Raw genomic sequence first — 21,789 nt, forward strand, 5'->3', positions numbered from 1 at the left:
TTGATATCGTTTTCATGTCTCTATTATATGCCTTTTTCTATTCTCATTTAAACTCCTAATTATAGAAAAAACTATACAAATTATTTATCTAATATACAGATAAAAAGTAGAATAGGGACATGAAAATTTTGATCAAACAAAATAATTACGTTGTGTAAATCGTTGACGCTGTAGCGATAGTATGCCATTGGTTGGCTGTCGTCGCTGTTAGACCTTGCTCCTTATAAAAGTCATTGAAAGGCAAGATTTCTTGCTCTAATTCTTCTACAGAATCAAGCTGACCAGTCGTGTATTGCTGTAGGCGTTCCTGCGCCCGTTTGATCCGCTTGAGCAAGCCTCCAAAACGGATATCAATAGTATCTAAACCGAAAATCTTGTTTTCTAGCTGCCATTGGCGACTGAATTGCTCAGCAAAGTCTTCCACTTTTTGATAGAGCAAAGGTAAATCTTTCTCAGCTAGTTCTGCCAAGCGATCCTTGTCTCCTGCACGATAGGCTTCTTGAATGCCAGATGTGACGGCAATCTTCAAGGCCAAGAGCGCATTCAACTGAGCCTGAGTCTCAAAGAGATAACTATATTCACCAGCTTTGAAGCAGATTTCTTTCAAGGACTGAGCGGCAGCTTCAAAATGCTGCTTGTCTTCTTCAGGTCGGACATGGCGTTCCAGCAAAGGACAGAGAATATCTTGATAAAGGATATAACGATTTGGATTGATACCGCTGAGGTTTTCTGGCAAGCCTGGCAAGAGATTGGCTAGGTCTACTTTCATAAAATCATCAAAGGCAAGGCCTGTGCTAACTAAGAAATGCTCGGCTAATTTATCTAAATCATTTCGATAGGCTAGTTCTGCCCAAATCTGCAGGGCAGGCAGGATAGAGAACTGTGAGGTTTCTCCTCCATTATCTCCCCAGCCAGTCACAATCACTTCCTTGACATGATTCTTCCGGCAAGCCTTATTGGCTTCGAGAGCTACCAAGCGACTGAAATGATTGTGAGGTGTATAGCCAATCCACTTCCAAGCACCGCCAGCAAAAGCAATGTCCTGACTGATTTTGTGATGATTTTGGAAGTTACGGTTGTATTTTTCCTCGCTATCTTGATAGTAATCCCAGTAAACCAAGGTCACACGGTCTTTGAGCCGCTCTAGATAAACTCGAGTTTCCTCTGGGATTTCCACATCACGGTCATACTGGCCATCTGCTGACATGAGCTTGAAGAACATATCGCTCCACATCTGACAGTGGAAACCGTACTTATCAGCGATATCCAGCACGCGCTCAAGATGTTGGCACATGAGGAGACTGCGGTTTTGGAAACCATGCTGAATCAAATAACGTCCGAGACCAACCAAGTGGGCTTCGTCCATCCCGATATTTATCTTACGTGTGCGAAGCTGGGACATAGTCTTAAACATGCCTTCGATAAGGTCGTAGACCTTTTCTTCCCCAATCAGTAAAATATCCTCAACATCTCGAAGCTCCTGCACTTCCTTGACACCCCATTTGACAAAGGCTGACAGATGGGCCAAGGTCTGAATACAAGGCACGAAGGTCAAATCAAAATCTGCGGCATAGGCTTCAATCTCTTGCAATTCTGCAACAGTGTACCGGCCTCTAAAATAGCCAAAATAGGGCTGGTCTTCTATCTCATAGGTATCTTCCATGTAAAGTTCAAAAGTGGAATACCCCATCAAGGCCAAGACTTCAATCATTTTCTTAGCCGAGTTCAGATTCAAGACGGCGTTGCGAGAGCAGTCGGCCATATAGGCCAAGTCCTCATAGGCCGCTCTTTCCTCAATCTGCACCTCATCCTGCCCTGCTTTGAGAGCGGCAGATAAGAGGGCTAAAGCACGATAGAGCTGATGAGGCTTATGATAGCTGACTTGATAACGTCCCTGATGGCCTTCCACCTTGATTGAGACGGCTGAGCTAGGAACAAGACTGACTTCAATCTCACCCAAGTTCAAATATTTTTCTAAACGAGCAAGAGCCTTTTCTTGCTTGCTTGATAATCCTAAGAATGTGGCCATTGGCCTTCCTCCTGTAACCAGTTTACTAAAGCACCATAAAGATTAGCCTCCCCCTTGTAGGTACATGCTAAAATTTCTGGTGCCACCGAATACTCTTCATAACGTTCAACATAATAAGCAATCGCTGAGCGGACACCTTGGATGAAGTCTGGATTTTGGCTGATGGAGCCGCCCAGACTAATCACATCTGGATCGATGAGATACTGGATATTGAGCAAACCTTGTGCAAGATTGCGGTTCATCCGCTCGATAGCTTCTTGACAAAGGGCATTTCCTGACGCAGCCTCTTGGTAAATCTTGCGGCCATCCCAGTCTGCCTGCCCTGATTTTTCAATTACGTATTGAACCATGTTACCTGTAGATGCTAGTTGCGACCAGTTATTGAGTTTTTCAGCAGGCGCTAGGGTTGTCATATAGCCAAACTCCCCACCCAAACTGTGGCGACCACGATGAAGCTTGCCATTGATAATTATAGCTCCGCCAATCCCAGTGCCAATAACCACACAGGCTGCATTTTCCAGCTCTGGATGGGCCAGAAGTTCACTCAAACCAACACAGTTAGCATCATTCTCTAGATGGACTGGCAAACCATAAGGAGCCAGCTTATCATACCAAGAAAAACCGTGAATATAAGGAACAGCGCTAATTCCACCAATGGCTCCTGTCTCTCGGTCAACCGCCCCGGGCACACTCATGGCAATGCCCTGGTAATCCCGCTTGGAAAGACAAGAATCCAGCCAAGCCAGCAAGTCATCTAAATTGTCTGGCGTAGCAATGTCTTGCTTTTCCAGTATCTCTCCTTCTTTAGATATAGCCGCAAACTTGATACCTGTGCCACCTATGTCAATTGTTGCAATAAGCATTCTTTCTCCTTTCTCTGTTTTCTAGAACTTGAAAGGCAATAGGGCAAGGAACTAAATGTTCAAGTATTTAGTCCATTACCCTAGCCTCCTCTTTTTAATCGTTTTTCAAAAGCTCTGTACGGATTTCCTGTGGTCCTAAGATTCCATCCTTTTCTGGAAGCTCTTCTTCCAAAAGGTTGACTAGGGTTTGGGAAGCAGTTGTCACTTCTTGCTCTTCTTGAGTCATATTGTAGTAACGAAGTACGATACCTGACTCGTCTTCCGCCACTTTAAGGGCTGTCGGACAAATTTCTGCTAGGTTCAAAGCAGGGTGATCCAAGGCTTGTCCAGCCGTTGCAACAGTCCCTTCTTGTTTGGAAATTTGCAGAGCTGTCAACGGTGTTTGGAAGGCTTTGGCCCGACGGTAAGCAGCAAAACGCTCTTGCGGTTGGTGGCATTCTACCGTGTACTCGACTTGGAAGTCACGCAAGCACTGCGCTTCTGGCGTTGGGAAGTAGCCCCAGTCGCCCAGCTCACCAGTTGCCCGCAGAATCGTTACAGCAATCGTGTCGTCACCTAAAATCTCGTATTCATTTAGACCTTTATTAGCAACTGTGACTGCTTTTTGGTCATCATAAAGACTGACGAAGGCTTGTTGGTGCTGTGGATTTTCTGGATTTTCCCATGAAGCAGCCGGTTGATTGTTGCGGCGAACCACTTCGAAAATGCTGTCTGAATCGTTGGTTTTACTGCTGTTGTGAGTTCTGAAAAGAACACGGATGCGGTGATCCTTAGCAGTATTGGTAAAGCGAGTCTTAAAGCGCAATTGTGGGCTGTCCGCAAAGACTGTCAACTCAGTTGTCAAGATCATAGTTGTCAATTCTGACGAACGGCCTGCTGAGCGCTTCATAAACTCTACGATGCCCTTTTGTTCTTGATCCAGTAGTTCGTCTGCGCTTACTGGCAAGGTCAATTCATGGCTTAATTCCACCTTGGCATAACGGGCATTGTTTTCTAACACCTTAACGCCAGCTAGTTTTGCATAGATTGGCTCTGTATTTTTTGGCTGGAAGTAGATATACTCATTTCCAATATCGCCTCGATCTTCAAATCGGAGGAAGTCTTCATAGGCTTCATGGGTCGTCTTATCATAGACAGTCAAATTTTCATCAAAGCTGATAGTCACAAATGGAGTATCAATTACGCCATTGCGGTAGAGGCCTTCATGCTCTTCTTTTGCACCAGGAAGCAATTGGAAGGTTTTCCAAGCCAGAGGTGCTAGATGAATCGGTAACGTCACGCGCAACTGACGAGCGATATAAGCCTGACGGAAGCGGTCTTTTGGAAGATCATATTGGAAATTAGCTCCCAAATCTTCGATTTTGGCTTCAACATAACGACCATCCAAATCCTTCACAATCAAGTCTGGAATTGTCAATTCTGCCATTCTTCGATAGGCTTCTGTCGGATGCGCTTCCTTGAAATCACAAGTCGCAAAGGTCACATCCACAGAAACGGTATCTACCTTGTCATGGAGGCCAGTATTGATAACAGTGAAAAGCAGGTCACTCTCAGCTTGACGACTATCCAGCTTTTGCTTCCATTCTCCCAGCAAGTTACCTTTGACAAATTCGCCCACTTGATTGACCTTGGCGAAGCGGATTTCCATTTCGCGGTGAACTTCGTCGACACTGCAGCCGCAAATGCTATCGTGCGGAGCATTTTGCAAAAGAGTCTTCCAAGCATAAGTCAGCTGGTCTTTGTGATTGTGACCGCCTGTGATAACAGTCAGCGGCTCAACCACCTGCTCTAGCAAGTTGCTGTTTTCTTGGAAGGCTTGCTTCAGATAGATGCGGGCTGAAGAGGTATTGGCCAAAGTATACCAACCATCCGTTTCTTGGCTGGTCAATTCGCCTTGAACTGTTGACAATTCCTCAGGCAGAGCAGCTTCCACAGCTTGCATATAGTCATCAAAAGAGCTGTGGACAAAGTTGATTTCTGGATAAAGCTCATTGGCTACTCGGATGGCTTGGCTAAGATCACGCTGAACTGGCTGGTGGTCACAGCCGTTCATCATCAGCCATTGATTGGTAGAAGCATAGCTCTCCACATCAGCCAATTTTTGCTCCCAGAAAACTCTCGCTTCTTCTGGATCTACTGGGATTTCATTCCCATTGCTATACCAGTTGGCAAAGAGAATGCCTAGAACTTTACTGCCATCGGCACCTTGCCAGTACATTTCAGAGTACTGAGAAGTGAACTGCTCGTCCTCTAAGACTTGGTTGTCAAATCCGATTGGCTTCACTCCTCGGCCGAAAGCTGCTACATGAATGCCTGATTGCTGCAGAAGCTGTGGCGCCTGCCCCATATTCCCAAAAGTATCTGGGAAATAACCAATCTGAGTGGACTTGCCCCATTTCTTGCACTCCTGCTGACCGATCAAGGTGTTGCGGACATTGGCTTCGCTGGAAATCAAATAGTCATCCTGCAAGATATAGAAAGGACCGATTTTCAGCTTGCCTTCATCAATATAGCGCTGCAGTTTATCGCGATTTTCTGGACGGATTTCCAGATAATCATCCAAAACAATGGTTTGCCCGTCTAGGTGGAAGGTTTTGAATTCTGGATCATTTTCAAACAAATCAAAGAGATTGTCAAAAAGCTCGACCAGCTGCATGCGGTGGGATTCAAAGGGGAGATACCATTCGCGATCCCAGTGGCTATGAGAAATGATATGTACAGTAATATTTTCCATTTTTGTTCCTCTATTTGTTAATTCTATACCTCAATTTTTAAATCATAATAATCTAATACTAATTCGCAGAACATCATGTTGGCCCAGCTGAACCATTCACGAGAATACTTGGTTGGGTCGTCCACATGGAAGCTTTCGTGCATGACACCTGTGCCACCATCACAGGCCACGAGCAAGTCCAGAATCCGACGTTTTTCTTCCTTATCGTGCGTGGTTAATCCTTGAATGGCTAGGGCAATCGGCCAGATATAGCGGTAGAAGGTATGTGAGCTACCAAGTCCCGCAGCATATTTACCCTCGTAATAGTAAGGATTCTCTGGGCTCAGGATGGTGCGGCGTGTCGCTTGGTAGACTTCGTCGTCAATTGAGCAAAAGCCTAGATAAGGCGCTGCCAAAAGACTTGGCACATTCGGATCGTCCATAATGCTGGCATTCCCCAAACCGTCTACCTCAAAAGCGTAAATCTTTTCGCCTTTAGCATTTTGGGTGTAGGCGTGGTTTTCAATTCCTTCCTTGATTTCCTTTTGCAAGCGTTGCGCATGTGGAATGATCTCCTCAGCACCCTCTAAGTTCAATTTTTCAAAGATTTCTGCCACATAGCCCAAGACAACTGTTGCAAACATATTAGACGGTACTAGATAGCTGTAAATACAAGCATCATCACTTGGACGAAAAGCCGACCAAGTCATGCCTGTCACTGCAAAGTCAGGACCTTTGCCATCATTGACCAAGGTATCTTCCTTGCGATCTGTATCACGGACAAAGCGATAAGAAGATCGGCTGTGGTCCTGCTCGATCGTCCAAACTCGTAGAATTTCTCTGACGCCAGCAACAAAGGTAGCGTCTAGATGACTCGTTTCCCCAGTCTCTTTCCACAAGAGATAAGCCAGCTGCAGAGGATAGCAGAGAGAGTCCACTTCGTACTTGCGCTCCCAAATCCAACCAGACAAGTCTGTATGATCTGTCTCATGGTGACCTTTCCAGTTGTCAGCGATATTAAAGGCATTGGCATAAGGATCTTTGAGAATCAGCGTCATCTGGCGTTTGACCAAGCCAGCAATCGTTTGACGGATTTTTGGATCTTGCTTAGCTACAAAGAGGTAGGGCTTGAGCTGAGCCGTCGAATCCCGTAGCCACATAGCTGGAATGTCGCCTGTCAAGACAAAAGTAGACCCATCTTCTAAGATTTCGACCGTGTTGTCCAAGGTATCCGTATAGCAACGCTCAAAAACAGAGACCCAAGCTGGGTGATCCTGGGCTAACTGGGCAATAGACTCCAACCATTTCCCAACAATTTCTTTAGAATAAACCATATTCCTTCTCCTTTTTCATACTCGTTTACATTCTCTAGTATAGGCTAAACAGTTTTTAAAATATATACACAAACTAAAGGCCTTTCGATCATATATTTTTGCCTTGGTCACTGGTTCTCGATTCATGTTATAATCAAGACAAAGCAAGCTGGATCGAAGGAGATTTTCCATGAAAACAATACTAGAAACGATTGATACCCGCTATGGAACGGACAATTCTCATAGCTTTTCCCACGGCAATACCCTGCCCTATACAGGGGCACCATTCGGTATGAATTATTTCGTTCCTCAGAGCAGCCATACAGATGGTTCTTGGTTCTTTAAACCAGACTTACCCATTTTCCAAGGTATTCGTCTGACCCACCAGCCCAGTCCTTGGATTGGGGACTTCTCTTGGCTCCTGCTCACGCCTGTCACCGAAAAGATAAGCAAGCCTGATATCTATCACCGCCAGTCGTCGTATCGACCGGACGAGAGCATTTTTCAGCCACATTATTTGAAAGTTCACTCCAATCGTTATCAAGTCAACACGGAACTGACTCCGACTACTTACGGAGCCTGCTTCCGCCTCACAAGCCAAGGGGCACAGCCTATCAGTCTTATCCTGCACAGTGGGGCTCAGACTTATTTTCGAATGCTGGACGCCTACACGCTTATAGGCAGTTTGAAAGAAGAAACCAATCCGGCCAAACAAGCTCTGACCATGCATATTTGCCTGCGCTTTGACCAGCCCATTCAGGCCAGTCGTGGACTTGGAGAGGACTTGGTGCTAAACTTTGAGCAGGGACAACTGCAATTCGCTCTAGCTACTTCCTTTATCTCGGAAGAGCAAGCTGTGACAAATCTGCCCCAAGCTGACTTTGATGCGGTGAAAGAGCAGACCAAGCAAGTCTGGGAAAGTTACCTCCACCGATTTGATGTTGTAGAGCAGGGGAAGGTTGACCGCCGCATGTTCGACCAGACTCTTTACCGCCTTTTCCTCTTTCCTCAGACCTTTTATGAAATCACTCCTGAAGGAAAAGAAATTCATTGGGACTTTACCCATCAAACTGTCCAGCCTGGTAAATTCTTTACTAATATTGGATTTTGGGATGGTTTTCGCACCAATTTTCCGCTGCTAGCTCTTATCGCACCCGACACCTATCACGACTTTCTAGAAGGATTTCTGAATTTCTACAAAGAAACGGGCTATCTACCCAAGTGGCTGGCTCCCGATGAACGGGGCATGATGCCAGGAACCTTGATTGACGGTGTGATTGCGGATGCCGCTGCGAAAGATCTCATTCCTGACCTAGAACAGGAATTGTTCCAAGCTATGCTAGACACAGCGGAGAAAGAAGATCCTTCCAAACGTTACGGCCGACACGGGGCTAGCGACTACCAAGCCTTGGGCTACCTGCCAACAGATTATCATGAAAGCGTCAGCCACACGCTGGACTATAGCTATAGCGACTTTTGCATTGCCAGCCTAGCCAGCAAACTCCAAGAGAAGCAAGTGGCCCAGCGATATAGCCAGCAGGCGCTTCATTACCAAAACCTTTTCGATTCAGAAACTGGCTATATGCGAGCCAAAGACCGACAAGGACAATTCCGAGCCGAATTTTCTCCTTACAGCTGGGGACGAGATTACGCAGAATGCTCGGCTATTCAAAATACGCTCAGCGTCTTCCATGATATCGAAGGCTTAAAAGAGCTCATGAGCGGTGAGCCAGCCTTTACCGATTATCTGACTAGGCTCTGTCAGGACCAGCCTTATTTTGATGTCACAGGCTACGGCTATGAAATTCATGAAATGAGCGAAATGGCAAATGCTCACTTTGGCCAGCTAGCCATTTCCAATCAGCCTAGTTTCCATATCCCTTATCTTTTCCGCTATAGTAGCAGGCCAGAATACACTAGTCTGTTAATCAAAAGCTTAAGAGAAGAGGCTTTTCAGGCTAGTTGGCAGGCTTTCCCTGGTGACGAAGACAATGGTAGTCTTTCTGCTTGGTATATCTGGAGCGTCTTGGGCCTCTATCCGACTTGCCCCGGCAAGCCTCAGTATGACTTAGGCATTCCGCTCTTTAACCATCTGCGCCTCTACCTAACTCAAAGTCAAAAATGGCTTGATATTTACGCCCATGATAACTATCCCCACTTCCAGTTTGTGAAAAAGGTAGAATTAGACGGACAAAGCCAGCAGCGAATTTCCCATGAGGACTTACTGACTTCTGACAGGCTGGATTTCTACCTATCTTGGCTGCCAAATTCATCTTCTACACAATCATAAAAACAGCAAAATAGGCTGGGACAAAAGTCCTAGCCTCTCAATTGTCTTTGGATTATCGAGCAAGACGCAGTGGTTGAGCGGGCTCTACTACGCTGATTTCATCAGCTTTTACAGCCCTACTCAACTGTGCGGAGGTGGGACAACGAAATCGAATTCTAACGAATTACCGATTTCTGTCCCACTCTCTTTTCTCATTCTAACTCCCCTTGACCTCAATCTTGAGTCTGCTTTGACGGCCGTCCTCTCGGCTGGCGCAAAGGTAAAAATTCAATTCTTGCTGACCTGTGAAAGCCAAGGTTGATAAGGTCAGCTCTTTTCTGGTCTCACCTGGAGCAAAGCTCACATCCCAGATTTGATCCTCATAAGCCGTTCCGTGCGTTCCTGTGCCAGGCTCCGTAACCAGTCGAATCTGCTCCGCCTGCTCCAGTCCATCTAATCGACGCAGACTAATCTGGCTTGATTGCCCCCCGATTACTGTGTCCACTGCTTGTGAAAGCACCAAACCAGAAGGCCTCTTCTCTTCCTCCATAATCGCTGGTGTCCTATACACGGCCAGCTTACTCAACAGTGGCAAGGCTTGAAAATTCGTCAGAATCAAACGCAAGTAACGAGCCTCGACCATTTCACCCAAAAGTAGACGCTTATAGCCAATCGTATGACCACGGGCAAAGACAGCCCAGCCATCCTCTTTCTTAACCTCTAGGATAAAACCTGCGATCCGTTGCCCTTTGGCAATCGGTTCTCTGATTTCTAGCAGATTAAAAGTGCAGCTGCGACCTAGGTCGATCTCCAAGACATAGGAAGTCTCCTCCGCATTCGGAGCCCAGAAGCTATCCCTTTTACCATCCGTCAGATTGCTTGCTGGATAGCCTGCCCTTTCACTGCTACTTGTGACTTTGGCCTCCATAGCCAAGTCTTCATCATAGAGTCCAGAAATAACCTGATGAAATTCCTGCAGGCGCTGGATGTCAACTTCCGCCAACAAGCCCTCCTTGGTCGGAGGCACATTGAGCAGAAGCGGTGTCTGCTCACTCAGCTTTTCCGGCCGAATCTTCTGCCACAAGTGATCGCCAGCTCGGCCACTTTCATTGCCAATCCAACGCAATTCAGTCGCCTCGGTTGAAAAAATGACAGCATCCTTTTGATAGCGACGAATGGTTTCAAACCAAGCGTCAAACTCATAGGAAAGCTTTTGCGCACCTTCTCCACGAGCCCCATCCATCCAGATTTCGATAAATTTTCCTTTATTACCATAAAGCGGATTGCTCAAGATTTCTTCTAATTGCTGCTGATAATATTCATTGTAGGCTTCTTGAGTATCTACGTGATAGAGCGGGCTGTGGGCGTCCCAAGGTGAAAGATAGAGCCCCAAATCCATATCATAGTGACTGGCTGAGCGGGAAATCTCAGCCAAGAGGTCACCCTTGCCATCTCTCCACGGACTGGCAGCCACCGTATAGTCTGTATAGCGGCTCGGATAAAGAACAAAGCCATCATGATGCTTTACCACGACAATAACCCGTTTAAAGCCTGTTTCTTTCAGAACCCTGATCCACTGGTCTGTATCCAGTTTAGTCGGATTGAAACGCTTGGGATCTTCTTGACCATTTCCCCATTCCTGCTCGTAAAAGGTATTGATGCCAAAATGGATAAAAGCTGCCAATTCATCTCGATGATAAGCCAACTGAGCCGCCGAAGGCAAGGGACCAAAATCCGCAATCTCTTCCAATTTTTTCATATGTCTCGCTATTCCTCATTTCTTCCTAGTCAATCTCTTCTCTAGCTCCACTATAACAAAAAAAGAAGACGCTAACAACGTCTCCTTTCTGACTTCCTAAAAAGCCACTCTTTCTTCTATAATTTGTGGAAGACTGAAAATCCTGACCTAGTCCTTGCAAATCCTTTTACTGATCTCTCAGAATTTCAAATTCCTTTGAGTGCCTTTAACATCCCCTAACATAATAATCTTGACAAACCTTAGTCAATCACAATCATGGCTTTAATGGTCTTACGTTCATCCATGTCTTTATAGGCTTGATCAATATCTTCAAGTTTATAACTGGAAGTAAAGACACGACCTGGATTAATGTCCCCATCAAGAACTGCTTTCAATAAGAGTTGTTTGTCGTAGGTTGTGACAGAAGCTGCGCCACCCGCCACTATGATGTTTTGTGCAAAGGTGGAACCAAGGGCACGATTATTATAGTGGGGAACACCAACAAAGCCTAATCGGCCGCCGTTGTGAAGGACTCCAAGCGCTTGTTCAACAGCTGCTTCTGTTCCGACACATTCGAGTGCAGCATCAGCTCCACCACCGAGGATTTCGCGCACCTTGGCAATGCCTTCTTCGCCACGTTCAGCAACCACAGCTGTCGCTCCTGATTCAAGCGCCATCTTTTGCCGGTCTTCGTGACGGCTCATGAGGACGATTTGGGAAGCTCCCCGCATTTTAGCCGCGATAACAGCGCTTTGCCCAACAGCCCCATCCCCGATAACAACTACCTTGTCGCCTGGTTTAACATCTGCCACACGCGCTGCATGGTAGCCTGTCGGCATGACATCGGCCAGCGACAAGAAGGACTTAAGCATCCCTTCTGAATAATCTGACGGCTGACCCGGAATTTTCACCAAAGCCCAGTTGGCATACTTGAAGCGCATATATTCTGCTTGCACCCCATCTGACCAATTGTTGCCAATATGACGGTCACAAGTCCCGTCATATCCTGCTCGGCAGGCATCACAATCCCCACATCCATGAGTAAAGGGAGCAATGACAAAATCACCTGCTTTCACAGTCGTTACTGCTTCACCGACTTCCTCGACAATACCGATCGCCTCGTGACCGCTATTTGGATGTCCCTTTTCGATATCTGGACTGCGATAGCGCCATAGATCAGAGCCACAGACACAGGTCCGAACAATGCGGATAATGGCATCATCGGGATCTAGAATTTGCGGATGATCCATTTCTACTAGTCCAACTTGACCAGCCTTAAGATAAACTGCAGATTTCATTGCTTTCCTCCTTGTGTTTTGCTAACTATATTATATCACTTTTCAGAGACCTAGCCTAAGGGAAGGTAAAAGAGTTGCGTGACAATTTTCTTTCCCAGCAAGCCCTACCCATCACTTTTTAAAGCCGCTTTCTTAGTCCTCACTAGCTGAGGCCATACTCCAGCAATAGCTGCTGAATCCATCAAAATGACCTCTAGCGTGACTCGGCTAGAGGTCTGATTCACCTTGCTGATATGGGAGCAATCAGTTTATTCCATTCGGAACTGACTAACAATGATTGTTGATTATTAAATTTTTAATTCCTTTAAGCGCTAATGATTTTCTTTTATCTTAGCATTAGAAATATTAATCACAAAGCAACTATCGGTTAACATCTCGAAGACTGAAAACCATCTAAAAGCTTCTACTTTCTATCCCACTGTCATAATCAGATAGGCTAAGCAGGCCTACCCAATGATCTAACCAATAGTCCAGTAAAGCAACGACTTATATGTTACAAATAAATATATCAGCAAAGCAAATCGAATGCGAAATTAAGTTTTTCCTTTCCCTATCTTCACTTGTATTATACTCCTTCTACCAAAAGATTGCAAGCGTTTACAATCAAAAATATAAAAGTTTTTTGCATGATTTTATAACGAAAAAGAGCCGAAAACATCAGCTCTTCACTTTATTCAAACAAGCCATAATAGTCCGCTATGGTCATCTTGGCTTTTTCTTCTTGCTTGAGGTCTTGGATGATCTGACCTTCCTTCATGACAATCAGACGGTTGCCGTATTTGAGAGCATCCTCCATGTGATGGGTAATCATGAGGGCCGTCAGCTGGTCTCTGCGGACAAAGTCGTCAGTTAGCTCCATAAGAGCCACACTGGTCTTGGGATCCAGCGCTGCTGTATGCTCGTCCAAAAGAAGTAGCTCTGGACGTTTGAGGGTCGCCATGAGCAAACTCAAAGCCTGTCTCTGACCACCAGAGAGAAACTCAATCGGCGTATCCAGATGTTTTTCCAGGCCATTGCCAATCTTATCAATCGTCTCCTGAAACTCCTGCCGATAACTATTCAGCCGACGAGGGACTAGACCGCGCGATTCACCACGAAACTTGGCAATCAGCAGGTTTTCCGCCACTGTCATCCGAGGGGCCGTTCCCATCTTGGGATCTTGGAAGACACGCGACAGATATTTAGCTCTCTTTTCAGGAGAAAAGTTGGTCACATTTTCACCCAAGATGTAAATGCTACCGCTGCTCAGAGAGAGCGTCCCGGCAATCACATTAAAAAGAGTTGACTTCCCTGCTCCATTGCCGCCCAAAATCGTGATAAAATCATGCTCATGAATCTCCAGCGACACATCGTTTAGGATGACCTTTTCTTCATTAAAGCCGTTATTGACCCGCTTGCTGGCATTTTTTAATTCTACAATCGCTGTCATTTGCTTAACTTAGCTCCTTTAAAGAATTTATTTTTCAAGGTCGGAATCATGAGGCAGACCGCCAAGATAACCGCACTGTAGAGGCGGAGATAGCTGGTGTTGAAGCCAAGAGCGATGACGCTCCAAATCAGAAACTGATAGGCAATAGCACCAACTACAATGGTAATCAGGCGCTCAGCTAAGGTCAGGCTCTTAAAGAGAACTTCTCCGATAATCAGACTGGCCAAGCCGACAACGATAACCCCAATCCCGCGGGACACATCAGCATAGCCTTCCTGTTGGGCAATTAGAGCACCAGACAAGGCAATAACGCCATTAGACAAAATCATGCCCATCAATTCCATGCGGCCAGTATTGATACCGAAACTACGCGCCATGTCTGGATTGTCTCCAGTCGCGATGTAGGCCTGTCCCAGCTTGGTATCTAGGAAAAAGAGCAGAGCTGCAATGACCAGACTGACAAAAATCAAGCCTGTCAAGAGATTATTGATTCCCCCAGAGAAGGGCAAAAAGTCCTGAATCTGACGAGTTCCCAGCAGACCTAGATTAGCCCGCCCCATGATCATGAGCATGATGGAATGGCAAGAGGTCATGACCAAAATTCCTGACAGCAGGGTCGGAATCTTGCCCTTGGTATAGAGAAGGCCTGTCGCCAAACCTGCCAGACAGCCCGCCAATACCGCAGCTGCCGTTGCCAAGAAAGGGTTCACTCCCTTGGTAATCAAGGTGACAGCTACCGCCCCACCTAGAGGAAAGGAACCTTCCGTCGTCATATCTGGAAAATTCAAAATCCGAAAAGTCATGAAAATCCCCAGACCCAAAATGGCCCAGACCAGACCTTGTGAAATAATGGAAAGAATCATCTTATTGTCCTAACTAAATTAAAATCGTATTCTATTTTAACACAAAAAAGCAGCCAATTTCAATGCCGAAATACCGACAGATAAATTGGCTTTCCTAGCTAATTACTGAACGACGGTCATTCGCCCTGTAGCAACGTCATACACTGCTCCTGAGATCTCTACATCATCTGGGATTAGGGGGGATTGGCGGAGAAGCTCCACGTCTTCCCGCACACTTTCCTCCACATCTGTAAATGGAAGAAAATCCTGACCGCTGACATCAACGCCTAGCTCTTGATTGAGAAAAGCAGTAAATTCTTCATTTTTGAAAGTCTGTGCGCCACAATCCGTATGGTGCAAGACTACAATTTCCCGCGTTCCCATCTGCTGCTGTGAAATAACCAGCGAGCGAATCATGTCATCTGTCACCCGACCGCCAGCGTTGCGCAAGATATGAGCATCTCCCAGCGCCAGCCCCAGAGCCTGAGCCACGTGGAGTCTGGAGTCCATACAAGTCACAATCGCTACCTTGGTCTTGGGCTTAATCGGAAGGTGGGAGGTTCCATGCAGGTCCACATAGGCTTGATTGGCCTTCATAAAGTTTTCAAAATAGGACATTCTTTCCCCTTACTAGAATTTGTTTGATGGTCAAATTATTTCCTACCATCTTATCATCTTTTACCTATTTTGTCAGTTTTTAACCCTATATAAAGCAAAAATGTCCGCTTTTTATGAAAAAATGAAAGAAAAATTTAAAAAAATGCGGAAATTCATCCGCACCTTTTTATGATCCTTTTGCGATATAGCGACTGAGCGAGCCCGCAAAGCTTTGAAGATTGAGACTTTGAACATAGATTTCCCCAGTTCCTCGGAAGGTGTTTACAACTCCCTCTCCCGTTCCGATAGACTGCCAGAAACCATTTTCTAGATGGATGTTATAATCCAAGGACTGGCTCCAAGCGACGACATGGGCATTGTCAATGGTTACTTCTTGGTTATTTAGTTCAATTTTCCTAATCGATCCGTAGGCATTGGCCAAGAGAGTACCCTGACCTTGAGTCGTCATGACGAAGAGGCCGCCTTGACCGCCAAATATCGCCTTGCCAACAGATTGGCGCTCCATCGTATAGTAAGCTGTACCATCCAGAGCCAGAAAGGCACCGTCATTGAGCCGGTACTGCTTTTCTCCCAGATAAAGGGGAATAACTTGACCGGGAACTTCTGGTGCTAATGCTAGAAAACCGTTATCGGACTGGGCGACAGCCTGGGTAATGAAGGTACTTTCACCCGACACCATGGAACGACCGACTGCCTTGACAAAGCGGCCCAAACCTGAACCGTTAGCATTGAGCTGAGTGTTCAAGGTCACATTAGGGGTGTGATAGACCATACTGCCACGCTGGATAAAGACTGTTTCTCCTTGATTGAGGTAGAGGTCAACGAGTGGAAATTGCATGTTGCTATCCATGGAAAATTGCATAAGAGTTCCCTCCTTGTTTTTTAAGAAAATTATAGCAATAATAAAATATTTTTGCAATCTAAAACAAAGAAAATCATCCAGCAAAGACTTTTTTCAAGACTTCCCCAATTGTTGTCACACCGATGATTTGGATATTGTCTGGCACCTTGAGGCCGTTCAGAGAGTTTTTGGGAGCATAAATCTTGGTGAAGCCCAATTTTGCTGCTTCGTTGATGCGCTGCTCGATGCGGTTGACCCGGCGGATTTCACCGGTCAGGCCAATTTCGCCGATAAAGCATTCTTGGGGATTGGTCGGCAAATCCTTGTAGCTGGAAGCAATGGCTACCGCTACTGCCAAATCAATCGCTGGCTCATCTAGCTTGACACCACCAGCTGACTTGAGGTAGGCATCTTGATTTTGCAGGAGGAGCCCCGCCCGTTTTTCCAGAACCGCCATGATGAGGCTGGCTCGGTTAAAGTCCAGTCCAGTCGTGGTTCGCTTGGCATTACCGAACATGGTCGGTGTCACCAAAGCCTGTACCTCTGCCAAAATCGGCCGCGTCCCTTCCATGGTCACAACGATAGATGAGCCTGTCGCGCCGTCCAGACGCTCTTCTAGAAAGACTTGGCTTGGATTGAGTACCTCGACTAGTCCGCCAGACTGCATTTCGAAGATACCAATCTCATTGGTCGATCCAAAGCGGTTCTTGACTGCTCTCAAGATACGGAAAGTGTGCTGACGTTCGCCTTCAAAATAAAGCACGGTGTCCACCATATGCTCTAGCGTGCGGGGGCCAGCTAAGGTTCCTTCCTTGGTCATGTGACCAACGATAAAGGTCGCGATATTATTGGTCTTGGCCAGCTGCATGAGCTCGGCTGTCACCTCTCGGACCTGAGAAACAGAGCCTTGAACACTGGCAATTTCCGGTGACATAACCGTCTGTATAGAGTCGATAATCAAAAAATCTGGCTTGATTTTCTCAATCTCCGTGCGGATATTTTGCATATTGGTCTCGGCGTAGAGATAAAATTCACTGTCAATATCACCGAGGCGTTCCGCCCGCAGCTTAATCTGCTCAGCTGATTCCTCCCCGCTGACATAAAGGACGGTGCCCTGATGAGAAAGCTGGGTGGACACCTGCAGAAGCAGGGTAGACTTCCCGATGCCAGGATCCCCGCCAATTAGAACCAGACTACCAGGCACCACGCCACCACCCAGCACACGATTGAACTCGTCCATTTCTGTCTTTGTCCGGTTGACATCAATCGAAGTGACCTCAGCCAGCTTCATGGGCCGAGTCTTTTCACCTGTCAAGGAAACACGGGCATGCTTGACTTCTGCGGCCTCCACTTCCTCAACAAAAGAAGACCAAGAGCCGCAGTTGGGACAGCGACCTAGGTATTTGGGCGAATGGTATTCACAATTTTGACAGACAAAGGTCGTTTTTTTCTTAGCGATGATAAACCTCTTTCTATATCTCTATCTCACACTCAATCACTTGGCAAAAATCAATTTGCTCATTTGGCACAAACTGACGGATCAGCATGCGATGGGCTACAAGGACTACTGTCTGGTAATCTCGATACTTTGCCATACAGTCTACAAAACGGGCCTTCATCTCCTCAGCTGTTTCATACTGAATAGGACTGTTGGGGAGCAAGGCCCCATTATTTTCTAAAAACAGGCTTCGAGCTTTTTCAAAGTTCCCTCTTCCCGTTTGATAAACCTGCTATTCATGTAGCAAAGGCTCCACTCTCAAAGGAAGGCCAGTGGCACAAGCCACATAAGATGCCGTTTCTAAAGCTCGCGTCATTGCAGAAGACACCAGCAAATCAGCTGAACGCAGTAAAGGATGCTGGCAAAGTTCCTGAGCCTGCCGTCTTCCCTGCTCAGATAAAGGCGCCAAATCCAGACCAAAGCCAGTATAAGAACGCTCCTCTAACTCATGGTAATCAGGCTCACCATGGCGCACAAAGATCACTTTCATCTCAATGCCCAGTAGAGCCAAATCCGCCTGTCCGCACACCGTCGGCTACATCCCCATCCGCAATCAAAAATGGTGCGAAAACAGCCTGCACAATGCGGTCACCCACTTCCAGTACAACCTCTTGGTCTGTGATGTTCTGCATCTGAGCAAAGATATGCCCTTCATTTCCAGGATTGCCGTAGTAGTCACCGTCGATGACCCCAACGGAGTTAATCAAGACCAGACCTTTTTTACGAGGATTGGACGAGCGGTCGTAAAGATAAAGCACCTCACCCGGCTGCATATAGGCCTTGATACCCGTCGGAACCAGCTTAATCTCCCCCGGCGCAATGATGGTACGCTCTGCCACTTTCAAATCATAGCCCGCTGCGTGAGCCGTCTCTCTCTTAGGTAACAAATCTTCATTTGGAAAGCTGGAAACTAGCTCAAATCCACGAATTTTCATACATTTCTCTTTTCTATTTTTGCTGTCCCTATTATACTAAATTCGCAAAAAACAAGCAAAAAAACCGCCGTTTGGGCGGTTCTCCCTAGTATAAATCTTTGACGGCCTCTCCATCCTCTAGATAGGTAAACTGCTCCGTCAAATCTGACGTAAAAACCTGATACATTTCCTTAAAGCTCACGGCCAGCGAGTAGCGGTCAAGGTCTTTGCGGTCAATCCAGAATACCTCGCCTTCTTCGGATGAGAGCAGTTCTCCCTCAAAACGATTGGTCTTGTAAAGAAAAACGATATAGCGCTCATCTTTTTCAGTGTAAAACTGCTTGACACCACACAAGCGAGGCTCATAGATGGTCAGACCCGTTTCTTCCTTGATTTCCCGTATCACTGATTTGACAAAGGACTCACGATGCTCAACATGACCACCTGGAAAGCAGAGGCCCGTCCAATCATCATTTACTTTATTTTGCACTAAAATGCGGTCCCCATCGTAAACCATACACATATTTGTTAAAATAACTCGCTCTGCTCTTGACATTTCTGCTCCTCCATCTACCGACCGATTCGCTCGGCCTGCTGTGATTCATTATAACATAAAAGGCATCAAATTGATGAAAATCCAGATTTCTCAGCCCTTCCAGCAAAAAAACCGCCGATTGGGCGGTTCTTATAGGGAGATTATTATGAAAAAGAAAAGTTTTAGGATTTCATCAAATAAAGTTAGGAGGTCTTCATTTGATGGTTATATTATATAAAGCCTATCTTAAAATTAGCTAAAAATAATTTTAGATTTTATAATTCTTGCAAAAGATATTGAAATAGCTCTAAATTGCCCTTTTCTTCGTTGATCAAAAACTCTGGATGCCACTGAAGGCCGATGATACGACTGCCATCCACAGCCTCAATCGCTTCGATAGTATTATCCCTTGGGTCAAAGGCAGTTGCTCGGAAATTAGGCGCCAAGTCCTTGATGCTTTGGCGATGGACAGAATTGATCTGGCTGGCTTGACCAAATAACCGCTCCACAACACTGCCTTTCTCTGTGCGAATGGAGTGCGAAGTTCCAAATGGTTGCCCCTGCCAATGATTGTCAATTTGCTGATTAAGCGTGCCACCAAAAGCGACATTGACCAGCTGCAGACCACGGCAGATAGCCAAGACGGGCTTACCCTGACGAATAGCCTCCTTTAAGAGTGCCAACTCAAACTCATCGCGAGCCAGATTGTAATCATCGCTATCGATGGCCTTTTCTTCCCCATAAAACTGCGGATGAACATTTTGACCACCTGATAGAATCAGCTTATCAATGGTTTCTATATAGTCCTTGACCAGACTCTTATCCCCGACAGGAATCACCATAGGCAGACCGCCGACTAGCTTGATGCTTTCGGCAAATTTGCAAGATACAGATGAATGAATGTTTTTGCCCGCCTGATCCACTGGACAAAGATTAGCCGACACTCCAACAATTGTTCTGCACATAGATGATCCCTCCTTAACTTGATATAGAATATCTTACCATTCCACCTCTCCGCCGTCCAATAGTATTTTTTAAAGCTGTCCATAAAAATTTTTTATGTCAAGAACAGTTTGCCACAAAAATAGATATAGTAGCGACAGACAAGAAAAAATCAGCAGAAGTCCGCTGATTTCATTTTTCTAATTCAAGCATGACGCTGACTGCCGTCAAGGCATAAAGCGGAGCAGTTTCAGCCCGCAGGATACGTGGACCTAGACCAGCGGAGACAGCACCTGCTTGGCCAAAGGCTACTATTTCATCTGGCGATAGACCACCTTCTGGTCCGAAGATGAAGAGCAGTTTGTCTCCCTTATCCAAACCTTTCACGGCCTGCACTAGAGCTGCAGTTTCTCCTTCTTTGGCCGATTCTTCATAGGCCACGACGATGCGGTCAAAGTCTGCCAAGACCGCCAGAAAGTCTGCCTTTGTATCAAAGAGCCGAACCTCAGGAATCATATTGCGCTTGCTCTGCTCTGCTGCTCCCTGAGCAATTTTCTCTAGTTTTTCGCTCTTTTTGGCCAGCTTTTTGCTATCCCACTTGGCCACCGACCAGTCAGCTGGAAAGGCCCAGATAGCATTGGCTCCTAGCTCTGTTGCCTTTTGAGTGATAAATTCCAACTTATCACCCTTGGGAAATCCTGAAGCAATGGTCACTTGAACCGGCAACTCGGTATTGTCTGCTAGCTCCTCCAAAATTTCCAAACTCTGCTGGCTGGGTTCCAACACATGAGCCAGTCGTTTCACGCCATCATCAAAGACCAGTGTGACTTGATCGCCCTCCTTGAGCCGCATGACTGAAAACATGTGTTTGGCCGTGTCCTTATCCTTGACTACCAGAGGAGACTGAGGATTTCCTTTTATAAAATACTGCTGCATCTAACCACCTATCACGCCTGAAATGTCCTGCGTTTTCTTAAAGACACAGGCATTCCATTCGCCCTTAATCATATGTGTTTCTAAGAAAAATCCTGCTGCTTCTGCTGACTCGCGCACCATTTCCCACTTCTCAGAAATAATCCCACTCATAATCAGATAGCCCTCATCCTTGACCAGACGATAGGCATCCTCTGTCAGATGGATGAGAATATCGGCCAAAATGTTGGCAACAATGACGTCCGCCTCGATTTCTACACCTCGGAGAAGATCCCCTGGCGCCACATGAATGTTCTCCATACCAGGATTGAGCTCAATATTTTCCTGCGCCACGCGCACTGCCACCTTGTCTAAATCATAGGCGTAGATATCCTTAGCGCCCAAGAGTGAGCTAGCAATAGAGAGAACTCCGCTGCCCGTGCCTACATCCAGCACCGTTTCTCCGCCCCGCAAAACCTGCTCCAGAGCAAAGAGGCTCATCTTGGTCGTCGGGTGAGTACCCGTACCAAAGGCCATGCCAGGATCCAGTTTAATAATCTTCTCACCAGCTGTCGCCTCATACTCCGTCCATGATGGCACAATGGTCAAGTCGTGGGTGACCCGAGCCGGCTCAAAGTACTTCTTCCAATTGTCCGCCCAGTCTTCCTCGGCCAATTCCTGCCGAGTCAGCTGAATATCTCCCGTCTCCAAGCCAAATCCATCCAGCTCAGCCAGGTGCTCATTGGCCTGGGCCGCAATGGCCTCTATATCCACAGAATCTGGGTAGTAGCCGGTAATCTTGACCCGCTCGCTCTGCTCCACTTCTGGAAAAAGCTCGCCATACTGGTCAACCTGCCCTAGATAATCTGCGCTGTCATCAATAGCCACACCCTGACTGCCCAGCTCAATCAGAATATTAGAGGCTGCTTCCTCCGCCTCACGCTTCACTTCAATCGTTAATTCCTGCCAAGTTTCCATTATTAAAATACCAAGCCCGTAAAACAAAAAGCCAAAATAGGAAATTCTCTGACGACG

At 46.3% G+C, this 21,789-nt stretch carries 17 protein-coding genes and 1 pseudogene; 1 reads left to right on the forward strand and 17 read right to left on the reverse strand.

The annotated features are described in order from the left end of the window. Positions 1-145: 145 nt before the first annotated feature. From O3651_RS03265 to O3651_RS03280, 4 genes are all read right to left on the reverse strand, one after another. Positions 146-2,029 carry a beta-N-acetylhexosaminidase gene (locus tag O3651_RS03265; RefSeq protein ID WP_371609554.1) on the reverse strand — a complete coding sequence of 628 codons (1,884 nt, stop codon included), beginning with the start codon at positions 2,027-2,029 and terminating at the stop codon, positions 146-148. Next, on the reverse strand, positions 2,014-2,892 hold the full coding sequence (locus O3651_RS03270) for an ROK family protein (RefSeq protein WP_371609555.1): 879 nt from the start codon (positions 2,890-2,892) through the stop codon (positions 2,014-2,016). The genes O3651_RS03265 and O3651_RS03270 overlap by 16 nt, the downstream gene beginning before the upstream one ends. Before the next feature lie 94 nt (positions 2,893-2,986). Then, complete coding sequence (locus O3651_RS03275; protein ID WP_371609556.1) at positions 2,987-5,626, reverse strand: alpha-mannosidase; 2,640 nt, start codon at positions 5,624-5,626, stop codon at positions 2,987-2,989. A gap of 23 nt (positions 5,627-5,649) precedes the next feature. Next, positions 5,650-6,939: a glycoside hydrolase family 125 protein gene (locus tag O3651_RS03280; protein WP_371609557.1), complete on the reverse strand. Its 1,290-nt coding sequence runs from the start codon at positions 6,937-6,939 to the stop codon at positions 5,650-5,652. Between the two features lie 169 nt (positions 6,940-7,108). Here O3651_RS03280 and O3651_RS03285 point away from each other — a divergent pair, with 169 nt between their 5' ends. Further along, the gene (locus O3651_RS03285) at positions 7,109-9,208 is read left to right on the forward strand and encodes a GH92 family glycosyl hydrolase (protein WP_371609558.1); all 2,100 of its coding nucleotides are present in this window, start codon (positions 7,109-7,111) and stop codon (positions 9,206-9,208) included. Between the two features lie 196 nt (positions 9,209-9,404). Here O3651_RS03285 and O3651_RS03290 read toward each other — a convergent pair whose 3' ends face one another. The 13 genes and pseudogenes from O3651_RS03290 to prmA all read right to left on the reverse strand — a co-directional run bounded on the left by O3651_RS03290 (position 9,405) and on the right by prmA (position 21,732). Next, positions 9,405-10,946: an alpha-L-fucosidase gene (locus tag O3651_RS03290; protein WP_371609559.1), complete on the reverse strand. Its 1,542-nt coding sequence runs from the start codon at positions 10,944-10,946 to the stop codon at positions 9,405-9,407. 239 nt (positions 10,947-11,185) lie between these two features. Beyond that, a complete protein-coding gene (locus tag O3651_RS03295; RefSeq protein ID WP_371609560.1) occupies positions 11,186-12,223 on the reverse strand; it encodes an alcohol dehydrogenase catalytic domain-containing protein in 1,038 nt (345 codons plus the stop codon). A gap of 670 nt (positions 12,224-12,893) precedes the next feature. Then, a complete protein-coding gene (locus O3651_RS03300; RefSeq protein ID WP_371609561.1) occupies positions 12,894-13,652 on the reverse strand; it encodes an ABC transporter ATP-binding protein in 759 nt (252 codons plus the stop codon). After that, complete coding sequence (locus O3651_RS03305; RefSeq protein WP_371609562.1) at positions 13,649-14,515, reverse strand: ABC transporter permease; 867 nt, start codon at positions 14,513-14,515, stop codon at positions 13,649-13,651. The genes O3651_RS03300 and O3651_RS03305 overlap by 4 nt, the downstream gene beginning before the upstream one ends. A gap of 102 nt (positions 14,516-14,617) precedes the next feature. Next, positions 14,618-15,112 carry a beta-class carbonic anhydrase gene (locus O3651_RS03310; protein ID WP_371609563.1) on the reverse strand — a complete coding sequence of 165 codons (495 nt, stop codon included), beginning with the start codon at positions 15,110-15,112 and terminating at the stop codon, positions 14,618-14,620. 166 nt (positions 15,113-15,278) lie between these two features. After that, the gene (locus O3651_RS03315) at positions 15,279-15,974 is read right to left on the reverse strand and encodes a TIGR00266 family protein (RefSeq protein WP_005591607.1); all 696 of its coding nucleotides are present in this window, start codon (positions 15,972-15,974) and stop codon (positions 15,279-15,281) included. A gap of 73 nt (positions 15,975-16,047) precedes the next feature. Beyond that, positions 16,048-17,415 carry a DNA repair protein RadA gene (radA, locus tag O3651_RS03320; protein ID WP_371609590.1) on the reverse strand — a complete coding sequence of 456 codons (1,368 nt, stop codon included), beginning with the start codon at positions 17,413-17,415 and terminating at the stop codon, positions 16,048-16,050. Positions 17,416-17,425: 10 nt separating this feature from the next. After that, positions 17,426-17,941: pseudogene (locus O3651_RS03325) on the reverse strand (histidine phosphatase family protein). Between the two features lies 1 nt (position 17,942). Beyond that, the gene (locus O3651_RS03330; protein WP_371609564.1) at positions 17,943-18,386 is read right to left on the reverse strand and encodes a dUTP diphosphatase; all 444 of its coding nucleotides are present in this window, start codon (positions 18,384-18,386) and stop codon (positions 17,943-17,945) included. A gap of 85 nt (positions 18,387-18,471) precedes the next feature. Then, positions 18,472-18,921: an 8-oxo-dGTP diphosphatase gene (locus O3651_RS03335; protein ID WP_371609565.1), complete on the reverse strand. Its 450-nt coding sequence runs from the start codon at positions 18,919-18,921 to the stop codon at positions 18,472-18,474. Between the two features lie 254 nt (positions 18,922-19,175). After that, a complete protein-coding gene (locus tag O3651_RS03340; RefSeq protein WP_005591601.1) occupies positions 19,176-19,865 on the reverse strand; it encodes a gamma-glutamyl-gamma-aminobutyrate hydrolase family protein in 690 nt (229 codons plus the stop codon). Between the two features lie 169 nt (positions 19,866-20,034). Further along, positions 20,035-20,778 (reverse strand): 16S rRNA (uracil(1498)-N(3))-methyltransferase, encoded by a 744-nt coding sequence (locus O3651_RS03345; RefSeq protein ID WP_005591600.1) that lies wholly within the window; start codon positions 20,776-20,778, stop codon positions 20,035-20,037. Continuing rightward, positions 20,779-21,732: a 50S ribosomal protein L11 methyltransferase gene (gene prmA / locus O3651_RS03350; protein ID WP_371609566.1), complete on the reverse strand. Its 954-nt coding sequence runs from the start codon at positions 21,730-21,732 to the stop codon at positions 20,779-20,781. Positions 21,733-21,789 lie beyond the last annotated feature (57 nt).

The sequence above is a fragment of the Streptococcus sp. 27098_8_73 genome (assembly GCF_041432495.1).
Classification (GTDB): domain Bacteria; phylum Bacillota; class Bacilli; order Lactobacillales; family Streptococcaceae; genus Streptococcus.